Annotated in this window: 17 protein-coding genes; 5 read left to right on the top strand and 12 right to left on the bottom strand. The window is 57.5% G+C overall.

Annotation, left to right across the window (positions count from 1 at the left end):
• Positions 1-2: 2 nt before the first annotated feature.
• The 3 genes from V6582_RS25260 to V6582_RS25250 all read right to left on the bottom strand — a co-directional run bounded on the left by V6582_RS25260 (position 3) and on the right by V6582_RS25250 (position 4,977).
• Positions 3-1,445 (bottom strand): ATPase domain-containing protein, encoded by a 1,443-nt coding sequence (locus V6582_RS25260; RefSeq protein ID WP_156630046.1) that lies wholly within the window; start codon positions 1,443-1,445, stop codon positions 3-5.
• Positions 1,446-1,754: 309 nt separating this feature from the next.
• Positions 1,755-3,512, bottom strand: a complete 1,758-nt coding sequence (locus V6582_RS25255; protein WP_156630048.1) for an HWE histidine kinase domain-containing protein — start codon at positions 3,510-3,512, stop codon at positions 1,755-1,757.
• 607 nt (positions 3,513-4,119) lie between these two features.
• Entirely contained in the window at positions 4,120-4,977 is an 858-nt protein-coding gene (locus V6582_RS25250; RefSeq protein ID WP_156630050.1) for an SDR family oxidoreductase, read from the bottom strand.
• A 340-nt stretch (positions 4,978-5,317) separates the two neighbouring features.
• On the opposite strand from V6582_RS25250, the gene V6582_RS25245 reads away from it, so the two are divergent.
• Positions 5,318-5,464: a DUF1127 domain-containing protein gene (locus V6582_RS25245; RefSeq protein WP_012653926.1), complete on the top strand. Its 147-nt coding sequence runs from the start codon at positions 5,318-5,320 to the stop codon at positions 5,462-5,464.
• A gap of 545 nt (positions 5,465-6,009) precedes the next feature.
• Here V6582_RS25245 and V6582_RS25240 read toward each other — a convergent pair.
• The 7 genes from V6582_RS25240 to V6582_RS25210 form a co-directional block, all read right to left on the bottom strand.
• Complete coding sequence (locus tag V6582_RS25240) at positions 6,010-6,684, bottom strand: MnmC family methyltransferase (RefSeq protein ID WP_156630052.1); 675 nt, start codon at positions 6,682-6,684, stop codon at positions 6,010-6,012.
• Positions 6,685-6,771: 87 nt separating this feature from the next.
• Positions 6,772-7,866, bottom strand: a complete 1,095-nt coding sequence (locus V6582_RS25235; RefSeq protein ID WP_156630054.1) for an ABC transporter ATP-binding protein — start codon at positions 7,864-7,866, stop codon at positions 6,772-6,774.
• Positions 7,866-8,936 carry a Gfo/Idh/MocA family protein gene (locus V6582_RS25230; protein ID WP_156630056.1) on the bottom strand — a complete coding sequence of 357 codons (1,071 nt, stop codon included), beginning with the start codon at positions 8,934-8,936 and terminating at the stop codon, positions 7,866-7,868. Before V6582_RS25230 ends, V6582_RS25235 begins: the two co-directional genes overlap by 1 nt.
• Entirely contained in the window at positions 8,929-9,957 is a 1,029-nt protein-coding gene (locus V6582_RS25225) for a Gfo/Idh/MocA family protein (protein WP_156630058.1), read from the bottom strand. The genes V6582_RS25230 and V6582_RS25225 overlap by 8 nt, the downstream gene beginning before the upstream one ends.
• A 28-nt stretch (positions 9,958-9,985) precedes the next feature.
• Positions 9,986-10,867, bottom strand: a complete 882-nt coding sequence (locus V6582_RS25220) for a carbohydrate ABC transporter permease (RefSeq protein ID WP_156630060.1) — start codon at positions 10,865-10,867, stop codon at positions 9,986-9,988.
• Positions 10,860-11,777: a carbohydrate ABC transporter permease gene (locus V6582_RS25215; RefSeq protein WP_420360148.1), complete on the bottom strand. Its 918-nt coding sequence runs from the start codon at positions 11,775-11,777 to the stop codon at positions 10,860-10,862. Before V6582_RS25215 ends, V6582_RS25220 begins: the two co-directional genes overlap by 8 nt.
• A 52-nt stretch (positions 11,778-11,829) precedes the next feature.
• Complete coding sequence (locus tag V6582_RS25210) at positions 11,830-13,113, bottom strand: ABC transporter substrate-binding protein (RefSeq protein WP_156630062.1); 1,284 nt, start codon at positions 13,111-13,113, stop codon at positions 11,830-11,832.
• A 548-nt stretch (positions 13,114-13,661) separates the two neighbouring features.
• Here V6582_RS25210 and V6582_RS25205 point away from each other — a divergent pair.
• Positions 13,662-14,927: a Gfo/Idh/MocA family protein gene (locus V6582_RS25205; protein WP_156630063.1), complete on the top strand. Its 1,266-nt coding sequence runs from the start codon at positions 13,662-13,664 to the stop codon at positions 14,925-14,927.
• A 65-nt stretch (positions 14,928-14,992) separates the two neighbouring features.
• Complete coding sequence (locus V6582_RS25200; protein WP_156630065.1) at positions 14,993-18,076, top strand: alpha-mannosidase; 3,084 nt, start codon at positions 14,993-14,995, stop codon at positions 18,074-18,076.
• Between the two features lie 29 nt (positions 18,077-18,105).
• Here V6582_RS25200 and V6582_RS25195 read toward each other — a convergent pair whose 3' ends face one another.
• Complete coding sequence (locus V6582_RS25195; RefSeq protein ID WP_156630067.1) at positions 18,106-19,047, bottom strand: dihydrodipicolinate synthase family protein; 942 nt, start codon at positions 19,045-19,047, stop codon at positions 18,106-18,108.
• A gap of 145 nt (positions 19,048-19,192) precedes the next feature.
• On the bottom strand, positions 19,193-19,906 hold the full coding sequence (locus V6582_RS25190; protein WP_156630069.1) for a GntR family transcriptional regulator: 714 nt from the start codon (positions 19,904-19,906) through the stop codon (positions 19,193-19,195).
• Between the two features lie 322 nt (positions 19,907-20,228).
• On the opposite strand from V6582_RS25190, the gene V6582_RS25185 reads away from it, so the two are divergent.
• Both V6582_RS25185 and V6582_RS25180 read left to right on the top strand, forming a co-directional pair.
• Positions 20,229-21,014: a ThuA domain-containing protein gene (locus tag V6582_RS25185; RefSeq protein WP_337739152.1), complete on the top strand. Its 786-nt coding sequence runs from the start codon at positions 20,229-20,231 to the stop codon at positions 21,012-21,014.
• The gene (locus V6582_RS25180; protein ID WP_156630071.1) at positions 21,011-22,111 is read left to right on the top strand and encodes a Gfo/Idh/MocA family protein; all 1,101 of its coding nucleotides are present in this window, start codon (positions 21,011-21,013) and stop codon (positions 22,109-22,111) included. Before V6582_RS25185 ends, V6582_RS25180 begins: the two co-directional genes overlap by 4 nt.
• Positions 22,112-22,318 lie beyond the last annotated feature (207 nt).

Here is a 22,318-nt window from a genome sequence, read left to right as displayed (position 1 = left end):
TGTCATTTCGGATCAGGAAGCGGGTTATAGGAAACGACGCTGACGCTACCGCTTTCGATCAGCAATTCCCGGACATCCAGATCATGCGGACCATGGCGCTTCTTGACCACGGTGATGCTGCGCCGCAACCGGCCCTCATGTTCCATAATTCTCAAGAGAAGCACCGTATCGCCGAGGAAACTGACATCGACATCAATGCCGACATTCTGGCCCAAAAGCCCGTGCTGCGCGACGATCAGCATGGTCAGGACACCGGATCTCGCTAGATATTTCAACAAGGCCTGGATATCGCGAACGGCCTTTTCCCGATGTGGCAGGCAATTCAGATAGCCCGTCAGGCTGTCGATGACCACGACGCGCACCTTGTTCTGCACGACGGCATCCTGAACGATCTGGCCGAACTCGCCGGGTGAGACTTCGTTCGGGTTAAAATCGCGCAGGATCAGTTTGCCGTCCTTGTGGAACTGCCGCAATTGCATTCCGAGGCCTTCAGACCGGCGGAAAAACGTTTCCAACCGCTCCTCGAACAGAAAGAGAGCGACGCTTTCACCCCGCTCGAGCGCTGCCGTTGCATAGAGCGACGACATAGTGGATTTGCCCGTACCGGCCTGACCGATGACCAGGGTGGTCGTTCCCGCTTCCTGGCCGCCGCCGAACATGTCGTCCAACTCGCTCACACCGGATTTGATCAATTGCGGCTTGGTCGCTTCTGTCGCCGTGCTGGGCATGATGCGTGGAAACACGACAACGCCTGCGCCTTCGCGGATCGCCATGTCATGATAACCGTCAGCAATCGGCACGCCGCGCATTTTCGACACTTCGATCCGGCGCCGGACACCGCCATATTCTTCCAGCGACTTGTCGAACCGGATGACGCCATGGGCAAGACCTTCGACCTCCTCGCCACTGCGGTCGAGACCGGGCGACTGAGTGTCGAGAAGCAGCGCCACGACTTTTCGCTTCGACAGGAAGGACTTGAAGCCGATCAATTCCCGGCGGAAACGCGGGGAATCGCCGGTGATCAACCGAATTTCCAGAAGCGAATCATAAACCAGACGCTGCGGCTTATGCTCATCGATAGCAGCCTCTATCGCCTTGCGGGTTTCATCCAGCCGCAGGTCGGCGGTCATGAAAATGCTCTGCTCGTCGGCCTCGTCGATACTGCCTGTCGTCGATAGTTCCTCGACATGAATACCATCCAGCGTCCAGCCGTGGGAAACGGCAATAGAGCGCAATTCGGCAGCACTTTGGGACAGCGTCACATAAAGACAGCTCTCGCCCGCTTCCACACCGGCCCGCAGGAACTGTATGGCGGCGGTGGTTTTACCCGATCCGGGAGCGCCTTGAAGCATGAACAGGTTCGGTAAGGGCAATCCGCCGCGAAGAATTTCGTCCAATCCTGCGATGCCGGTACTGGCAACCGCAGCTTTTTTGCGTGGTGGCATATCTGTTTTCCATGACCATGCAGGCAAATGCATCGTTCAAAAGAGGGGGAAATATCTTGATGCGCATAATTCCTTTAACCCGGAACGATTGCGGGAATTCTACGGCAGATTTTTTAGCTTTAAGTCAATGTCCACCCTGATCCAAACCCGCCTCAATGAGCGATGCGGGAACTTTATATTTGTCTTGTGCAAAATTTCAATAAAATCCGCAAAATCGGCCAATGAGGAGAACCAGACCGAGGCGACAGCCTTCCCCGCTTGGGCGATCATTCAGGACGAACCACTTCTCAGGCGACAGCAAGCCGCAGTTCAAGCCTGCAAACCGGCGAGTGTCTGCGGCTTACCCAGAGCATCGGATTGCGTTGTCTCTGACCTCGACGGCACCGAACCTGACTGGACCACGGCGAAGGAAAGATGGAAGCGAAGACCATCGGGCCGGAAATCGCTGCTGATCTTGGGAGACAGGCTGCGAGGGAAAGCACTGCGGATCAGCCGCGACCCAAATCCTTCGACACCGGCCCCTTTGTGACCAGAGGTTTTGAGATCAGACCCTTGAAGAGTGGGATCAACAACCGGCGGCCCGTCTTCTTCCCGCCATTCCAGCTCGATCCGATCCTGATCTTGTCGCCATTCCACCCTGACACGGCCATCGGGGTCGCGAAGAGACCCGTATTTCACGGCATTTGTGGCAAGTTCATGCGCGATCAGCGATAGCGCGACAGCAGCCTCCGGCGGCAAGGTGCAGGGTGAACCCTGGAGAACAATCCGCCTGTCGCCCTCGCTATCGAAAGGCTGAAGCGCCCGCTCGAGCACATCGCGCAAGCCGGCACTTTTCCAGTCTTCCGACAAAAGGATATCGTAGGCTCCTGCAAGGGCTGCGACGCGCCGGGCAAAAACGCCATTTTCCTGCGAGCGATCCTTGAATGTCTGCCTTGCGATTGCCTGGATCATCGCCATCGTGTTCTTGACACGGTGCGCCAGCTCTCTGGCCACAAGTTTGCGGTTTTCTTCGGCGCGCGCCGCCTCGCATCGGCGTGCTTCCAGTTCGTCCAGAAGGCTATCGACCGTGGCGCCAACCTGTCCCAATTCGCTGGAGCGCCCCGTCATCCCGGTTCTGGCCGCGAGATCCCCTTGGCGCCATCGCTGAAGAACGGCAACGATGTGATTGATGGGGCCGAGGATGAAGCGATTTCCGATTAAAAACGCTGCCAGGAGAGCCAGACCAGCACCCACGGCAATCATCGCCAATCCCAAAAGAGAAGCCCGGTCAATCGGCGCGAATGCCTGTTCCGCCGAAAACCCGGCACTGACATAAAATGGATTGTCGGCGGAAACGGGAACATAACCCATGATCCGGCGCAACCCATCCTGACCTATAAGCTCCGTCGTGCCTGGTTGCTGGGCTTGAACCAGCGTTTGATAGGGTGGTCTTATCTGAGTGCCAACGAATTTTTCAGGCCCTGGATTGCGGGCAAGCACAATACCGTTACGGTCGGCAATGGTAATCCATCCGCCCGGCGGAAGGCCCCGCTGAACGATACGCTGTTCCAGCCACTCAAGATGCACCGCCGTCGCCAGCACGCCAACCGTCTCGGAGCCTTGCTTGATGGCCAGCGCCATTGGCACGATTGGTGCGTTCGAGATCCGGCTGACCGTGTAATCGCCAATCGATAAAGCATCGGAACGAAGGGCTTGTCTGACATAGTCGCGATCGCTGAAGTCGCTGCCGACCTCCCAGCCCATATTGTCACAAACCAGTTTACCGTTGCGATCAAGAACCACGATATTGCGGACCTGCGTCACCCTGGTGACAACCGATTTCAGAACGTCGGTGCAGGCCTGTTTATCCTGTCCGGCAACGGCGGGAATAACCGCAGTGGCAATCAGCAGCGCCTTGACACCTTCCACGACGCTTTTCACCTCGGATGCGGCCTGTCGGGCGGTTTCGAATACCTGACGATGAACTTCGGCGTAGCGTTCCGAACGCGCGCTCACTTCGTTGTAAACCAGCATTCCCAATGCCGGTGACAACGCCGTCAAGACCACAGCGACCAGTCTCTTTTTCACGCCAGCCCTCCCCACCCGCAAGAGATCAAGACGCTTTCCGGCCCCTGCTTATCACCTGGGCCCATCTGCAGAGAGGCCTCGCGACACTGCACAACCGGCGTCCCTCCAACACACGTCCGTCCCCCAGGACATACAGAACCCGCCACCTCGATCTATCTATCCCTGCTGCATGGCTTTCTTCTCTAGTCTTTCAGCTCAAGGAATCATGGCGCAGTTTATCGGGTATTCCTGCTGCGACAATAGAGTTTGTCGGGGAAAAGTGGAACCAGGTTTCCCCGAAAAGACAAACGAAAACAAGAAAAGCTACTGCATAATTCCTTAAATCGGAATCGATTTAAGGTGAAAATTATGCAGCAGATATAAAGCGCTACAGCGAACCTTATGCGCCATATATGGCGCACGGCGCTATAGAACCTGTCTGGTTCAATCTGAACCTGACAGGTTCTGGTGGGTCAATGGATTTCCGTCACGCCGCCAGAAGAGAGCGATCTTCCGCCATTACTACTACCGCAAAACGACAATCGGTCAGGCTCATTCTGAACCTGACCGACGAAAGAGACAGTTGTTTTCGTTTCTTTTCAGGGAAACCGGACTTCAGTTCACCCCACTAGAGAATGGGCTTACCACCGGTGACTGCAATAGTGGCCCCGGACACATAGCTCGACAGCGGGTCGGCCAGCATCACATAGGCCGTTGCAAGCTCAGCCGGCTGGCCCGGTCGTTTCATCGGCACTTGTTCACCAAAGCTCGAGACCCGTTCAGGCGGCATGGTGGAAGGGATGAGTGGCGTCCAAATCGGGCCGGGCGCGACCGTATTGGCGCGGATGCCTTTTTCCGCCAGAAGCTGGGCGAGGCCAGCCGTGAAATTCTGGATGGCCCCCTTGGTCGTTGCATAGGCCAGCAATGTGGGGCTCGGCGTATCGGCGTTGATAGAGGCGGTATTGATAATCGCCGCACCGGGCTTCATGTGCTTGACGGCTGCTTTGGTCAGATAGAACATCGCATGGATATTGACCCTGAACGTCAATTCCCATTCCTCATCGCTGATATCCTCGATCTGCTCAAAGGTCTTTTGGTGGGCGGCGTTGTTGACGAGAATATCGATGCCACCAAGCTCGGCAACCGCCTTGTCTATGATGAGGCGGCAATGGTCTGCCTTTTGCAAGTCGCCCGCCACCAGCACGGCCTTGCGGCCCGCCTCTTCCACAAGACGCTTGGTTTCCTCGGCATCCTCGTGTTCGCTGAGATAGGAGATCAGCACATCGGCGCCCTCGCGGGCATAAGCCAGGGCTACAGCCCGCCCGATGCCGCTATCCGCGCCTGTTATCACCGCCTTCTTGCCAGCAAGCCGCCCCGAACCCTTATAGGTCGTTTCGCCATGATCCGGCACGGGATCCATGTCGCGGGTCAGTCCCGGAATAGACTGTTGTTGCTTGGAAAAGGGTGGCGTCGGTTTATCGATCATCGGATCACCTCTCATTTATAAAGATCATTGCTGGATAATCGAGTGCGCGGATCAAAACCGCGCTCTCAAAAGTTCACAGCTTAAAAACAAAGCGAAAGCGCCACCGTTCCGAATTTTAATATTTCGTGACCTGAATAGACGAGATGGGTATTGGCCGTGACGGATAGCCGGCGCCAAATTTCCAAAGGCAACCACTGCCGCTTACTCATGCATTTGACGCATGGGTGGCGTGAGACCTTGTCTCTGTTAGGAAGGTGAGAGAACGCCTATATTCCAAACATCGAAACGACGCCGGAACCAAGGTTGCTGACGTCAGACAGGCCTCAGAAAGGGCATTATCATGAACGTAGCACGCTCCCTGAACAACTGGCGCAAGTATCGTCAGACCGTTTCCGAACTTGGCCGCATGACCAGCCGCGAGCTGCAGGATCTCGGCATTGAACGCAGCGACATCCGTCGCGTTGCCCGGGCTTCCGTTGCCGGTTGATCGATCTCGACATTGCTGCTTGAACGACGCCCGCCGATGACGCGGGCGTTTCTGCGTTTAGGGTAATGACATACGCAGATCCGCCCAATCTGGATCTCACGTCATCGCAAAATACCCATGCATTTTGCGCATATCTGCACTGCAACAAAATGACTATGAATTGGGCATTTGTCGCGTATTATCTATCTCAACGAAGCGATGCATCCTCCTCCCGCAAAGCTTCGTCTCTCGGACGACCCACTCCTCCTCCCTAGGGGCGTCCGATGGAACGGTGGCACTCCTCCTCCCAGCCGCTGTTCATTTTTTTCAAGAAGCCTGCCGCACCTCCTCCCGCGGCAGGCTTTTTGGTTTTTGCACTTCAATTCTACATTTTTCGCTCGATTGACTGAAAGTGCCAATGATCTCTATCAATTGGCATCTACATCGCTGTGCGCCTGTATGGCGCACAGCGATGTAGCGATTTATATCTGCTACATAATTTTCTCTTTAAACCGATCCCGGTTTAAAGAATTATGCATTCGCGTCGTCTCAGCCCTCTGATGATCTTACCCGTTGACCGCCATCCACAACAGATGGCGCGCTCCGCCGCGTTTACCGTTGGCGCGCACCTGGACTTCTTCGGTCACGAACCCCGCCTCCCGCAACCTGCGAGTAAAGGCGGCATCCGGGGCAGAAGACCAGACAGCCAGCACGCCTTTAGGCCGCAAGGCAGCTTTTGCGGCACGCAGTCCAGCGGCATTGTAGAGACTGTCATTGGAGGCGCGGGTCAATCCGTCCGGACCATTGTCGACATCGAGCAGAATGGCATCATAGGCCGCGTGTTTTGAGCGGATCAGCGCGCCAACATCGCCGATATGAATATCGACACGCGGATCATCAAGACTGCCCTTATGAACCTCCGCCATCGGCCCACGCGCCCAGGCGACCACAGCCGGAACCAATTCGGCAACGGTAACACGGGCATCAGCTTGCAACACGCCAAGGGCGGCACGCAGGGTAAACCCCATGCCAAGCCCGCCGATCAGTAGGCTAGGCTTCTCACAGGCCCCGATCTTCTCACAGGCAAGCGTTGCCAGCGCCTCTTCCGAACCGCTCAACCGGCTGTTCATCAGCTCGTTGGCGCCAAGCATGATCGAAAATTCCTGCCCCCGCTGCTTCAGGCGCAGATCGCCGCCGCCATCGGGAATGGCTGCACTGTCAAGCTGTATCCAGGGAAGCATAGGGCGTCTCTTTATCCTTTAAAAGCCGCCCAATAGCATAGCCACGCCCGCCAACCAAGACGCAAAGCCTTTGCACTGCTGCCCTGCCTATCGGTTCGCGCCGCCGTTTACCCGGTTTCCGGCATCGTCGAACAGATAGCAGCGTTTCGAGTCGATATGGATCGTCACTTTCTCACCCTTGCGGATCGCCTGCTGGTCTTCCATCACCATGGCAATCGACTGACCGTCCTGCACGGACAGATAAAGAATGGTCTGCCCACCCAGATGCTCGACCAGATCGACATGCGCCTCACCAAGAGTAATCTCAGCCGGACGTAAGCTGAGATGTTCGGGCCGGACCCCGACGCTGACCTTTTGCCCGACCTGAGCGCCGGGGCTTGTCCGTGCCAGATCGACCGGCTTGCCATTCAGCTCAACAGCGGTTCTGTCTCCGGCTTCCACCAGGCGGGTGTCGATGAAGTTCATTCGCGGCGAACCGATGAAACCCGCGACAAATTTGTTTTTCGGATTGTTATAGAGATCAAGCGGCGCACCGACCTGTTCGATATAGCCGCCTTTCAGCACCACGATTGTATCGGCCATGGTCATGGCCTCAACCTGGTCATGGGTCACATAGATCATGGTATTGCCCAGGCTCTGGTGGAGCTTGGCAATCTCGACGCGCATCTGCACTCGCAATTCGGCATCGAGGTTGGACAAGGGCTCATCGAACAGGAAGATATTCGGCTCGCGGACGATTGCGCGCCCGATGGCAACGCGCTGTCGCTGGCCGCCGGACAAAGCCTTGGGCTTGCGCCCCAGCAACGGCTGGATCTGCAGGATATCGGCGGCCCGCTGGACGCGTGGCTCGATATCCTTCTTTTTCATGCCTGCCGTTTCCAGACCGAAGGCCAGGTTTTTGTAAACCGTCATATGCGGATAAAGCGCATAGGACTGGAAAACCATGGCAATGCCGCGCTTGGCCGCTGGCACTTCGTTCATCCGTTGCCCATCCAGCAGCAGCGTGCCACCGGAAATCGGCTCAAGCCCGGCGATCATCCGCAACAGTGTGGATTTTCCGCAGCCAGACGGGCCAACAAACACCACGAATTCTCCCGGCGTGATCTCAAGATCCACGCCATGGATCACCTCAAGCGCGCCATATCGTTTGAAGACCTTTTGCAGGGTGACGCTTGTCGCCATCAGTTCTGCCTCCAGCTGTCGTAATAGGCATTGTCGCTGCCAACAGGGAAATGCACCTCCTGTTTATGTCTAGCGCTCCAGTAACACGCTGTCAGGAATTCCAGCGAACGGCGGGCATCTTCCGTGGTGACCGGCGTCGGCGTGTCATTGACCAAGCAGTCATGGAAAGCCTGCATCTGGCCGGAAAACAACTGGGCCATTGGCACCCAACCCTCAAGCAGGGCATCGATCTTCTCCCCGACATCAGGATTGGCAGGAATGATCCGCCAGGGATCACCGCCGGGATGGTAAGGCGCATGGCTGCTCTCGAAGGTCACATGTTCAAAGCACAGCTTGAGCCGTGAGGTCTCCTCCGCCGCACCCAGCGTGGCCGACACAGTTGCCAAAGCGCCGCTTTTCATTTCCAGGCTGAGGCTGACGCAATCCTCCACTTCGATTGGATTGACGCGGGTGGCGACGCGGGCATAGAGCGAGGCGACCGGACCCAGAAGATAGCTCAACATGTCGTTGATATGGATGGCATGGGTCATCAGCACGCCACCAAGCTCTGTCGCCCATTTGCCCCGCCACGGCACCGCGTAATAGTCCGACAACCGTGTCCAGTGGGTTTCAGAGGTGGCGATATAGGCTTTACCGGCCAGACCCGCCTCGATGATCCGGCGCGCCTTGTGGACGCCGTCGCCGTAACGGTACTGGAAAATCGGCATCAACCGGCCTTTGGCGGTCTTCTCATGGATCATCAACCGGTCGATTTCCGCAAGCGAGCCGACAAGCGGCTTTTCGCAGATCACATGCTTGCCCGCATCCAACGCCTTAAAGATCAGGTCGTAATGGGTGGACGGCGGCGTGCAGATATCGACAATGTCGATGGACGGATCGTTGAGCACGGCGTCGAAATCGTCGGTCCGGCCAGCAACGGAAAATTCCTCGCCAAATTGGGCGAGACGGGCAGGATCGAGATCGCAGATCGTCGCGACCCGGAACAGATCCGCGTTCGGCATATAGCCCTCGCGGATATGACGGGCGCCGATGCCAAGGCCAATGACGGCAACGTTGAAGATCTTAGACATTGCCAGCGCCCTTCTGCTTTGCCGCATCCGCGAAAGCCTGGGCTTTCAGCGCCAGTTCCATGGCCTTGAAGCAATGCTCCTGCCCCATGGCGGTTTCAGTGCGATCCCGGATATCGGCCAGCAATTGCCGACCATAGGGCCGCTCGGTTTTGCTGCAATCGATATAGCGCGTGCCGGTTTTGTCGGTCAGGAACAGATGGTCGGCACCGGGGCGGCCCTCGATATCGAGGTATTTCCGAAGCTCAATCGTGCCTTCCGTGCCAACGATGAACAACCGCCCGTCACCCCAGGTCGGCAGGCCATCGGGGGTGAACCAATCCACCCGGATATAGCCGGTGGCCTTGCCGGTGGTCAGGTGAATATCGCCATAATCCTCAAGACCAGGCGTGTCGGGATTGGCCCGGTTGGCGGTGCTGGCCGACAGGATTTGCGCGTCCTTGGCACCAGTGAAAAACAGGAATTGTTCGCATTGATGCGAGGCGATGTCGATCAGCACGCCGCCATAGTGCGCCCGGTCAAAAAACCAGCCGGGCCGATGTGGTTTGCGCAGCCGATGCGGACCAAGCCCGGTCGTGTGAATGACCTCGCCAATCATCCCGGCCTTGACCAGATTGCCCGCTTCCACTGTGCAGGCTGTCTCGAAATGCTCGGAATAGAGGATCGAAACGATCCGTTTCGTTTCCGCCTGGACCTTTCGCACCGCTTCCAATTGCTCGAATGTGGTCATGCCCGGCTTGTCCAGCATCACATCCTTGCCATGACGCATGGCGGCGATGGCAATTTCGGCGCGGTTGGCGGGAATGGCTGCCGACAGGATCAAGGCAATCGATGGGTCTTCAAGGATCTGTCTGCGGTCGGCCACCCGCCGCGCCTGTGGGTAGCGTGCAGCAAAGGCCTGGGCCAATTCGTCTTCTTCTGCAAAAAACGACGAAAACTCCGCTCCGGCCTCCAGCATGAAAGCGATCTGGCCGAAAATATGATCGTGATTGATGCCGATAACGGCAAAACGCAAGGCACTCATGCGATAGGCTCCTATAAGGACAAATATTTCAACGCTTCAGTCCGGCGGTGGCGATGCCGTCGATCAGCAGGCGTTGGCAAAACAGGAAGATCAGGAAAATCGGCACCAGCGACAGGCTGGACATGGCAAACAGCCCGCTCCAGTCGGAACTGCCAGTCGAGTCCACGAAGGACCGCAACCCAAGCTGTACCGTGTAGGTATTGATGTCGCTCAGGTAGATCAGCGGACCAAAGAAATCGTCCCAGCTCCAGATGAAGGAGAAGATCGCCGCCGTTGCCAGCACCGGCAGGGAGAGCGGCATCATGATCCGCCAATAGATCCGCCAGGGGCTGCACCCGTCCATCATCGCCGCCTCGTCCAACTCGCGCGGAATGCCACGGAAGAACTGCACCATCAGGAAGATGAAAAACGCATCCACCGCCAGAAATTTCGGCACGACGAGCGGCAGAATGGTCTTCACCCATCCCAGTTCGAGAAACAGGATATATTGAGGGATGAGCGTGACGTGATAGGGCAGCATTAGCGTCCCCAGCATCAGCGCGAACCAGACATTGCGGCCCCGAAACTCCAACCGGGCAAAGGCATAGGCAGCCAGCGAGCAGGAAAACAGATTGCCCACCACTGTCAGCACGGCAATGACCAGCGAGTTCCAGAAATAGGTGCCGAAACTGACCTGGGTGCTGAACCAGCCTCGCATATAGGCGCTGAAATCCACTTTCGAAGGGATCAGTGAGGCCTGACCGAAGATCTCGCTCTGGTCCTTGATCGAGCCTGAGAGCATCCACAGCAGCGGATAGAGCATGACCAGCGAGGCTGCCGCCAGAACGATATGCAGAATAAGGGACACCGGCCAGCGCCGTTTTTCCTGCGCATGGATGTCCGGGGAGGAAGCAAGTGCTGCATCAGTCATCGTAATGCACCCAATAGCGCGAGGACAGGAAGGAAAAGGCCGTGAACAGCGCGATGATGATCACCAGGATCCAGGCAAGCGCTGCCGCATACCCCATCCGGAAATAGCCAAAGGCTTCCTGGTAGAGATAGAGCGTGTAAAACAGCGTGGAATCGATCGGGCCGCCCGTACCAGAGGAGATTACATAGGCGGGCGTAAAGGCCTTGAAGGCATCGATGGTCTGGACCACGGCGTTGAAGAAGATCACCGGCGTCAGCAAAGGCAGGGTGATCTTGAAGAACATCCGCACTTTGGAAGCCCCATCCAGGCTGGCCGCCTCATACATGTCGACCGGAATCTGCCGAAGACCGGCCAGGAAGATGATCATCGGCGAGCCGAATTGCCAGACAGCCAGGATGACCAGCGTATAGAGGGAGTAATCGGGATTGGAGATCCAGCTTGGCCCTTCGATGCCGAAGGTATTCCAAAGCAGCACGTTGATCGCCCCGTCACCATCGAACAATTGCCGCCAGACCACAGCAATCGCAACGCTGGAGCCCAGAAGCGATGGCAGGTAGAAGACCGCCCGGTAGAGCGGCAGGCCACGAATACCCTTGTTGAGCAGCAGGGCAACCAGCAGGGCGAAGGTCAGTTTCAGCGGCACCGACAGCACCACATAAACCAGCGTCACCCGCATGGAGGACATGAATTTTTCGTCCGCCGTGGCGATGCGGATGTAATTGTCCAGGCCGACGACATTTGGCGATTGCAGCAGATTATAATCGGTCAGCGACAGCCAGAAGGAAAACAGGGCCGGGCCGAGCGTGAGTACGAAAAAGCCGATGAACCAGGGCAGGAGAAACAGATAGCCCGGCGCATTGCGCGCCAGACTGGCCCTGAACGGCGACGGTGTCGAGATATGCTGCATCATTGGCGCGGCACCAGAGGTGCCGGCCATTCCATCGCGAGTGGTGTTCACGGTTTCAACCCCGTTTCAGATTGGCAGCCGCCTGATCGACGAATTTCGCAGCGCCGTCTTCCGGCGAAAGTCGCCCAAAGCCGACTTCTTCGCCGATCTTTTTTATCAGCATCTGGTTTTCACCCGCGCCATTTGGTGGCGGCGGCGGAAGCGGACCGACATGCGGCGTCAGCCGGGCGATATAATCGACGATTTCCTTGGCCTGATCGTTCAACGTCGGCTCAAGAGCATCGCGCATAGCCGGTGAGGCAGGAATGCCTCGCTCGATCCCGAGCGCCAGCGCCGCATCCTTGTCCTCGACCAGGAAATTGACGAAATCGACAGCAGCGTCCTTATTGGCGGAGGCGGCGGAAACCGAAATCAGCATTGACGGCTTCAGATAATGCCCAGGCTTGCCACCCTTGGTTTCGGGATAGCTCATCAGCGTCAACGGGTCCTTGTTGACGGCCTGGAAGGCGATGAACTGATTTGAATTGACGAAGCCAACAGCCGCCTTGTTCAATGTCACCATATTGTTTTCGACATTGAGCTGGTCGAGCGCCTGGATATCGGCTGGCACACAGGCTTTTATCTTACGCATCCAGGCCCAGAATTTGAACCATTCCGTGATATCGCCCTGGTCGAAACCGATGGCGCCATCCGCCGTATAAAGGGCCTTGCCGCGCTGACGTAGCCAGCATTCCAGATTGCTTTCGCCGACGCTGCCGTCCTGTGTTCCATAAAAGCCCCGGCGCTTCTTGGCGGCGGAAACCTTGGCGCAGGCCTCGCCGAATTCCTCCCAGGTCATGCCTTCATGAAGCGCGTCGACGCCGGTTTCCTGCCAGGCCGCCTTATTGACGAGTGCAGTGACGGAATTAACGCCGAGATTGACGCCATAGAGCTTGCCACCAACCTTGCCGGCATCGATATTGGCAGCGCCGAAATCGTCGATTTTCAGCGTTTTTCCCATATAGGGCGTCAGATCAAGCAGCGTACCGCGCCGCGCATATTCGAAAATATAGCGATAATCCATCTGGATCAGATCGGGCGCATTGCCGCCTGCCGTCTGGGTGGCCAGACGTGTCCAGTAATTGTCCCAGCCGAAAGATTCGCCATCGATAGCTGTGCCGCTGTTCTTGGCCTTATAGGCCTCGATGACCTTAAAAGTCCGGTCGTTGCGCTCCTTGGAGCCCCACCACAAAAACCGCAGGTTGGTGGCCGCCCTTGCACCAATGGCACCCATACAAATCAGCGGCATTGTCAGCCCCATGCCAGCAAGCAGGGTGCGTCTGCTGAATTTTGTCATCATTCTGGTCTCCTCCCCAGTATCCAGATGAATTCGCGTCCAGATCAATTCAAATCGCTTGCGCTAAAGCCCGAACGTCCCTCCCGAGGTCATCCGATAATCCGCAAGGAAATGAAAAAATTTTCATAACCTCAACTTATATACGTTCCCTAAGCTGCCGATTTCTCCCGCGAGATCGGCCTTTCTTCTCCAAATTGTCGATGTTTCCATCGCCTGTCAAGCCGTGAAAATTTCATGCAGACAAACAATCTCAGCATGACAACGACAAATGATATGCTAGCATAGCAGTTAAGTCAGGTCGAAGGAAATGATTTTGCATCATCACCAAAAGAGCGGAGACGGACAGGGGCGCGCCAGCCCTTGGAGGGTATTTTGCGCGCCGGAACGCTCGGCACTTTCGTGCAGAAAACCGGCCCTGGCACCATGTCCGACACCATGATTGAATCTGGAACAACCACATAGCCCATGGAGGAGGTTTGCGGGCGCCCTGTCCGCCGGAAACGGCGTGATAGCGCCTGCAGGACACCAAGGCTGTAGCCAAGGAGGATGGCATGCAAGTCATACGCAAGAGACGCTTTGCCCTGGTCGGCGCCGGCCACCGGGGAACGACCATGTGGGGGCGTGATATTGTCGAGCGCTGGGGCGATCAGGTCGAGCTGGTGGCAATCTGCGACCTGAACGGACTGCGCGCCGAACAGTCGCAAGCCCATATCGGCTCCTCAGTGCCGATCTACCTGGATTTCGACCAGATGCTGGCCGTTGAAAAGCCGGATCTGGTGATTGTCTGCACCCGTGACAGCACCCATGACGAGTTGATCGTCAAGGCAATGGAAGCTGGCGCTGACGTGATCAGCGAAAAGCCGATGACCACGACCGCCGCCAAGATCAAGCGCATCCTGCAAGCCGAAAAACGCACCGGACGGCGGCTGGATGTCTCCTTCAACTACCGTTTCGCGCCGACTGCGGCACGCATCAAGGAATTGCTGAATTCGGGCGTCATCGGCGACGTCACCTCTGTCGATTTCCATTGGTATCTCGACACCAGCCACGGCGCCGACTATTTCCGCCGCTGGCATGCCTATACCGAGAATTCCGGCAGCCTGTTCGTCCACAAAGCCACCCACCATTTCGATCTCCTGAACTGGTATCTCGATTCGGACCCGGATCTGGTCTCCGCCTTTGCCGACCTGAAGCATTACGGGCGCAATGGGCCGTTTCGCGGCGAGCGCTGTCGCACCTGTCCCCATGCGCAGCAATGCGATCATTATTTCGATATGCGCAAGGAACCCTTGCTGGAAGCGCTTTACGAAGCGCCCTCCAAGCAAGATGGCTATGTGCGTGATGCCTGCGTCTACCGGGAGGATATCGACATTCCCGACACCATGGTCACCAATATCCGCTACAAGAACGGTGTCCATGTCTCCTATTCCCTCAACACCTATATGCCCATCGAGGGCCACCATATTGCCTTCAATGGCCACAAGGGGCGTATCGAGCTTCGCCAGTATGAAAAACAGCCCTGGACCGAGCCGCCAGCCGATGAAATCGTGCTGATGCGCAATTTCGGCGAGGTCGAGCGCATCTGGGTACCGCATTCCTCCGGCGGCCATTACGGTGGCGACGACCGGCTGCGCAATATGCTGCTGAAGCCCGGCATGAATGACGAATTGCGCCAGCGCGCCGGGGCAAGAGCCGGGGCCATGTCGGTTCTGTGCGGGATCGCCGCCCTGGAAAGCAGCCGTAGCGGCAAGCCCGTCACTGTTGCCGATGTCTGGGGTGAGGATGAAGGGATCGGCCTTCTGGAGCAACTGGCTTAAAATCGATAGGATAAAGGCACCGCACGCCTCAGGCCAGCAGAACAACATCGGATACAAACGCCGCCATGAAAACCATACGAAAGCTCGATAGCCTGCTCGCCCAACTGGCCGACCTTATCTTCCAGCCCCTCGGCGTGTCGGTGCCGCTGCGGTTTCGGGCGGCGCATTATGACGAGCGTGCCAGCGTGCTCAGCGAAAGCCGCGAGCATTGGGCCATGGTGACACCGGACCATATCTGGGGCGAGCCGGATGGCTATTACTGGTTCGGCGGCAAGGCCACCCTGCCCCAAGGCGTAGACGGGCAGCGGATCGTCGGGCGCATCGAGGCGGCGTTTGGCAATGTCATGGGCCGCAGCGATCCGCAATGCCTGGTGCGGATTGATGGAACGATCACCCAGGGCGGCGATGCCAACCACCGCGAATTCCTGCTGTCATCGTCTGGCCAGGCCGGCCAGAGTTTCGATATCCTGATCGAAGCGGGGACAATCGAGGATCGGCGGCAACTCGGCTTTGCCGTCAGCCTGCATCGCCATGATCTGGAGGTGGAAGACGCCTATTACGACATGCGCGTGCCACTGGACGTGGCCCGCCTGCTGGCAGAAGACGACCCGCGTCGTCATTTCATTTTGCGCACGCTCGATGACGCCATCAACGCCGTGGATTTTCGAAAGGGCAATGAGAGCAGGTTCAAGGCCTCGCTTGCCGAGGCACGGGCCATCACGGCGGCCATCTACAATGCTGTCGATTTCGAGGAAAAGCCGGTCGTGGTGGCAACCGGGCATACCCATATCGATGTCGCCTGGCTCTGGCGGGTGCGCGAAACCCGGCAGAAGATGGCACGATCCATGGCGACCGCGCTTGCTCTGATGGAGGAATTTCCCGATTACCGCTTCATGTATAACCAATGCGTGTTGCTGGAGTATCTGGCTGACGACTATCCGCAACTGTTCAAGCGCATCCGCAACCATGTGACGACCGGGCGGTTTGAAATTGAAGGGGCGCTCTGGCTGGAGCCTGACGTAAACATTGCCGGTGGCGAGGCGCTGGTGCGCCATATCCTTTATGGCGTCGCCTATCATCGCAAAACCTTCGGCGTCGAGCCGCGCATGGTCTGGTTGCCCGACACGTTCGGCTATTCGGCTGCACTACCGCAATTGATGCGCAAATCCGGCCTCGACAGTTTCGTCACCCATAAACTGTCCTGGAACGACACCAACCGAATGCCTGATGACAAGCTGTTCTGGCAGGGCATCGATGGCAGCCAGGTGGTCGCCTATTTCCTGACGACGCAGCCCTATGATTCCAAGCTGATCAACACCACCTATTGCCCCAATCTGAAGCCGACCCATGTGATGGGAACCTGGAAGCGCCACGGCCAACAACGGCTGGGCAAGGAACTGTTCCTGGTCTATGGCCATGGCGATGGCGGCGGCGGCCCAACCCGGGAAATGCTCCATAATATTCGCCGGATGGAGCGCGGCATACCCGGCTGCCCGAAGGTGGAACACGGGCAGATCCGGCCTTTCTTCGAGCGGCTGATTGCCGAGATGCAGGCCCATCCGGAGCAATACCCCGTCTGGGTTGGCGAGCTTTACCTGGAATTCCATCGTGGCACGCTGACCTCCGTCGCCAAGAACAAACGCTTTAACCGCAAAGCCGAAATCGCGCTTAGGGAATTGGAGACGCTGGCGGTGATGGCTGAGCGGCAGGCAGGCCATGCCTATCCTACCCAGCAATTGCGCGACCTGTGGGACATCGTCATGCTCAACCAGTTCCACGACATCCTGCCGGGATCATCGATCGGCGCAGTCTATGAAGACAGTGACCGCGATTACGCCAGGTTATTTGCCGAGGCCGAAACCCTGCGCGCTGAACTCCTGGCACTGTTGCCAACCAATGGCGGCGATGCTGTGCTGAATGTGACCGGTCGCCGTCGCGCCGGTCTGGCCCTGGCCCACCAACCTCATGCCTCGGGACAGACCCTGGTTCTGGCGGATGGATCGAAAGCCCACGCCGTCCGGCTGGAAAACGTGCCGCCGCTGTCCTTGTCCGCCGCCCTGCCCTGCGGCCCGACACCGCCCGGTACTGTTGAGGTAGAACCATTTCGGCTTGCCAACCGCTTTCTGGATGTGGTGTTCGACCCCAAAGGTCGCATCCTGTCATTGCATGACAAGGTGAGAGACCGCCATGTCTTCAAGCCCGGCCACAAGGCCAATCGCTTCCAGGCCTTCCGCGACATGCCGGCGGAATATGATGCCTGGGATATCGATAGAGATTTTGAGGATCAGAGTTTCGAGATCGATGATCTCGTGAGCGCCGAGATTGTCGAAACCGGACCTTTGCGCGCCGCAATTCAGTTCGAATGGCGCTATGAGACCTCGCGTATTATTCAGGTCGTTTCGCTGGAAGCCGACAGCAGGAAGCTGGAATTCGATACAGTCATCGACTGGCATGAGCACAATACGCTGGTCAAAACCGGCTTCCCGATGGCGCTCAATACCGCATCAATTGATGCGGAAATCCAGTTCGGCCATGTCCGTCGCGCCACGCATCGCAACACATCGTGGGACCGCGCCCGTTTCGAATGCTCCATGCAGCGCTGGATCGACGTGAGCGAACCGGATTTCGGTATCGCCTTCCTCAACGATTGCAAATATGGCTATGACGCAAAGGGCAGCGACATTCGCCTGACCCTGCTGCGCTCACCGACCTATCCCTGGCCGGACGCCGACCAGGGCGAGCATCGCCTGCGCTACGCCTTGCTGCTGCATAATGGCGACAAGGCCGTGGTGCATGATGCCGCCGAGGATTTCAACATGCCCTTGCAGATCATCGCTTCCGGACAGGCTAATGTCGGAAAGACCAACGCCGGATCAACGGAGCAGTTACCTTCTCTGCTGTCGATAGAGACGGCAGGAATTACGCTGGAGGCGGTAAAGCAGGCCGAAGCGGGCGATGGCTATATTCTTCGGCTGTGGGAAACCACCGGAAGCCAGCGTCACGCGCGGATTAAACTCGACAGCAAGATCACCCATGCCGCTCTTGTCGATCTGCTCGAGGAAAATCCGGTGGCGGTAGACATCAACGAAAAAGGGCTGGATCTTACCTTCCAGCCCTTCGAAATTCTGACGCTGAAGCTCTACAGATAGGGGGCGGCTTCAAACTCTAAAACAAACCCTCACCGCTGGCTGGGGTAACGGGCTTCGTACCAGGACTTGAACAGCGCATACTGATTTTCCAGATGGGCGCGCTGCGAGGAACTCAAAGCGTCGGTCTCGTTGAAATGCAGCGTATATTCGGTCTCGCCATTCAGGACCATAACATATTTATAGTGCAGCACCAGGTCCGGGCCTTCGTCATAGGTCGAAAGCACCATCAGCGCCTCTTCTAACTCCTTGGCTTCGCGGCGGGCCCGCGGGTCGCCCGTGGCCGCCTCTTTGCAGAGAGCCAACAGGTGCAGAACCTCTCTTGGCAAAGCATTGCCGATCCCGGTGATCGCGCCAGCCGCGCCGCAATTGACGAAGCCGTGATAGACGCCGGTATCGACGCCGACCATCAGGATCAGTCCGTCATCGCCGGAGGTGATGTTTTCAGCCGCATAGGTCATGTCACCCTTGCCACCGAATTCCTTGAACCCGATCAGGTTGGAAAAGCGGGCGCGCAGCTGGAAAAACAGGTCGGCGCGTGTCGCAAAGCCATAATAGGGGCTGTTATAGATCACCGAGGGCAAATCCTTGCCCGCCTCCAGAACAGCGGAAAAATGGTCGCGCTGGGCGGCAATCGAAGACCCGCGCGACAGGACGCGAGGGATCACCATCAGGCCGCTTGCCCCGACTTTCGCCGCATGGGCGGCGTGGCTGACGGCTGAGCGGGTGTTGATCGCACCGGTTCCAACCACGGTCGGCACACCGGCCTCAACCAGCCGGCGCACGCCTTCCTGGCGCTGTTCATCGCTCAGCAGCGGCCAATCACCCATCGATCCGCAATAGACCACGCCCGACATGCCCAGACCGACAAGCTCTTTGCCCTTGCGAACCAGCCCGTCGAAATCGGGGGTTCGGTCCGCCTTGCAAGGCGTCATCAAAGCGGGAATGCATCCCTTGAAAACCAGTTGGGTCATCGAATTCTCCCAGATTAACCGCAGGCAAAGGGCGCGGTCCAGAGCCAATGGAAGCGAACTACCATCTTCATGACGTCCTGTCGACAAATAAAATACAATGCGCCAGCCCGCAAAACTCCTTCTCGTCTTGAGATCGACTGCGGAATCAAAGCTTGAGATTTACGGAGTGGCGTCCATCGGCGGTGATATAGGAGCGGATCTGCCGCACGATCTGGTCAGCATGGGCGGTGGCCAGGGCATCGGAGCGCTCGGCATCGCGCTCGATGATCGCTTGGATCATGTCTTCATGCTCGGTAACATATTGCCTTGGCAGCACATCGTTGAAGGATGAATAATAGAGCCGGAGAATCCGGCGGCCCTCATCCAGCAACCGCGTGAACAGGTCCTCGTAATAGCGGTTTTTACCCGCCCGTGCGATGGCAACGTGGAAATCCCGATTGCTGGCGATCATTGCTAGCACATCGCGCCTTTCGACCGCCTGCGCAAAAACCTCCTGAAACCGGCGGATCTGCTCGATATGATCAGGCGTGTGGTTGAGCGCGGCAAGCCGTGTCGTCACCCGGTACATCAAGGTCAGCGCATCGAAAAATTCCGAGAGGCCCATAAAGTCGATGGAAGAGACGATGGTGGCGCGGTTGGTCAGCGTGGTGATCAGCCCTTCGGCGGCAAGCCGCACCAAGGCTTCGCGGATCGGCGTGCGTGACAGGGAAAAGCGATCGGACAATTGCTGCTCATCGACAGGACTGCCGGGCGCCAGCGTCAGCTCGATGATCTCGTTGCGCAAGGTCTCATAGACCGTCGAGACCCCATAGCCACGCCTATGGGTTGGTTTTTCCGTGCCGACCGTTTTATCGTCCAAAAGCCTGTTCCCGATTGCTGCTGATTCACTCAATCTATCATTTTCGCCGAAAAAATCCCGAATTGCATTTGTCCCACTTGATTTGATGATCTGGCATCCAACTTTCTGGAAGGATGGAACGTTTCATCGTCTCGAAATTGCCAAGCTTGGCACTAAGATGCGTCAATATATTCGGTGCCTTATCGTCGATGATTTGGGCATTGGACGCGGTGTCACAGGGGGAAACGGCACCAAGGGAAGCCGGCGACGGACAAATGGGGGCTTGCAGCCATCAGGCTGCGGATTTTTCACGGATGGAAATTTCAACCGATAGGAGAAGCGCGTGACGATCAAGACGGTTGTCTGGGGTGAGAACATTCATGAGCACCTCAATGAAGTGGTGGGAAATCTTTATCCGGAAGGCATGCATACAGCCATCGCCAAGGCTTTGAACCGCGACAGCGACATCGATGCCACGACCGCAACCTTGCAGGAGCCCGAGCATGGCCTTAGCGCCGAGCGCCTTGAGCAGACCGACGTGCTGATCTGGTGGGGCCACAAGGATCACGGCAGCGTCCGCGACGAGATCGTCGAGCGGGTTGTCGCCCGCGTCCATGAAGGCATGGGCCTGATCGTCCTGCATTCCGGCCATTTCGCCAAGCCGTTCAAACGGCTGATGGGCACGCCCTGCGCGTTGAAATGGCGTGAGGCCGGCGAGCGCGAGCGGGTCTGGACCGTCAATCCCGGCCACCCGATCGCGGCTGGCATACCCGAACAGTTCGTGCTGGAAAACGAGGAAATGTACGGCGAGTTCTTTTCCGTGCCGGAGCCGCTGGAAACCGTGTTCATCTCCTGGTTTTCCGGCGGAGAGATTTTTAGGTCCGGCCTGACCTGGCGGCGCGGCGCCGGCAATATTTTCTACTTCCGTCCCGGCCACGAAACCTACCCGACCTATCATAACGAAACGATACAACAGGTGATCTGCAACGCTGTGAAATGGGCGTATAATCCACGCCCGGCGCTGAAATCCATTCATGATGCCCCGAATGTGCCGGTCGATCAGGCGCTCGAGCCGATCCAGGAACGGGGTCCGAAATTGCATAAGGCCGGGGAGGCCGGATATCGATGAACAAACCCGTCCGTATTCTCATTCTCGGCACCGGTGGCATGGCGAACCGTCATGCCATCGAGTTTGCCACCAATAGCGACGCGCAACTGGTCGGCGCCGTCGATGTCGATATCGCCAAGGTGCGTGGTTTTGCGCTGCGCCATGATATTGCCAATACATTTACCTCGCTGGACGACGCCCTTGCCTGGGGTGAGTTCGATGCCGTCGCCAATGTCACGCCAGACCGGGTGCATTACCCGACGACACTGCAATTGATCGCGGCGGGCAAGCATGTGTTCTGCGAAAAGCCGCTGGCGGAAAGCTTTGAAAAAGCCGACGAGATGGCCCGCAAAGCCAGTGCCGCCGGGCTGGTCAACATGGTCAACCTGACCTATCGCAATGTCGCACCGGTGCAAAAGGCCCGGCAGATCGTCCTGGCTGGCGAAATCGGCAAGGTCCGCCACATCGAGGCCTCCTATCTGCAAAGCTGGCTGGTGTCCAAAGCCTGGGGCGACTGGGCGACCGAGGACCAGTGGCTCTGGCGGCTGTCCACCAAGCATGGCTCGAACGGCGTGCTGGGCGATGTCGGCATTCATATTCTCGATTTTGCCGGCTACGGCGCGGCAACCGATGTCGAGCATATTTTTGCCCGGTTGAAGACATTCGAGAAAGCGCCGGGCAACCGGATTGGCGACTATGATCTCGATGCCAATGACAGTTTCACCATGACGGCGGAATTCAGCAATGGTGCCATTGGCGTCGTGCATGCCTCGCGCTGGGCGACCGGCCACCTCAACGAATTGCGCCTGCGCATGCATGGTGACAAGGGTGCCTTGGAGGTGACACACACGCCGACCGGCAATACATTACGGGCCTGCATGGGTGACGATGTGGAAAAAGGCATCTGGACGGAACTGGATGCCGGCACTGTTGCCACCAATTACCAACGCTTCGTTGCCGCGGTCCAGGAGGGCAAGACCCGGGAGCCCGACTTCCGCCACGCCGCGGACCTGCAAAAAGTGCTGGATCTGGCCATAGTGACCGAGTTGGAGCGGCGCGAGCATTCCGTTCGCCATTTCGATGCGGCACCGTCGCTGGCTGCGGTATCATCAGGTTGACCACACGGATTGCCTGGCTTTTGAGGCGACGTCATACCTGTCATCACGTCCAGCCTGCCGAGTAAGGCTGGACGGAATTAAAATTGGCTCTTATACGAAAAGATCATTGAATGATCTTTCGTATTCCGTTTGCGAATATCTGAAGGCAAGGATCTGGTCCCCATCTTCAATGCCTTCGTGTTACAGAGTGCCATGATAACGAGAGAT

Source organism: Agrobacterium vitis (assembly GCF_037039395.1).
Classification (GTDB): Bacteria; Pseudomonadota; Alphaproteobacteria; order Rhizobiales; family Rhizobiaceae; genus Allorhizobium; species Allorhizobium vitis_E.
The sequence above is the reverse complement of the archived record's forward strand: the minus strand, read 5'-3'. Positions and strand labels throughout refer to the sequence as shown.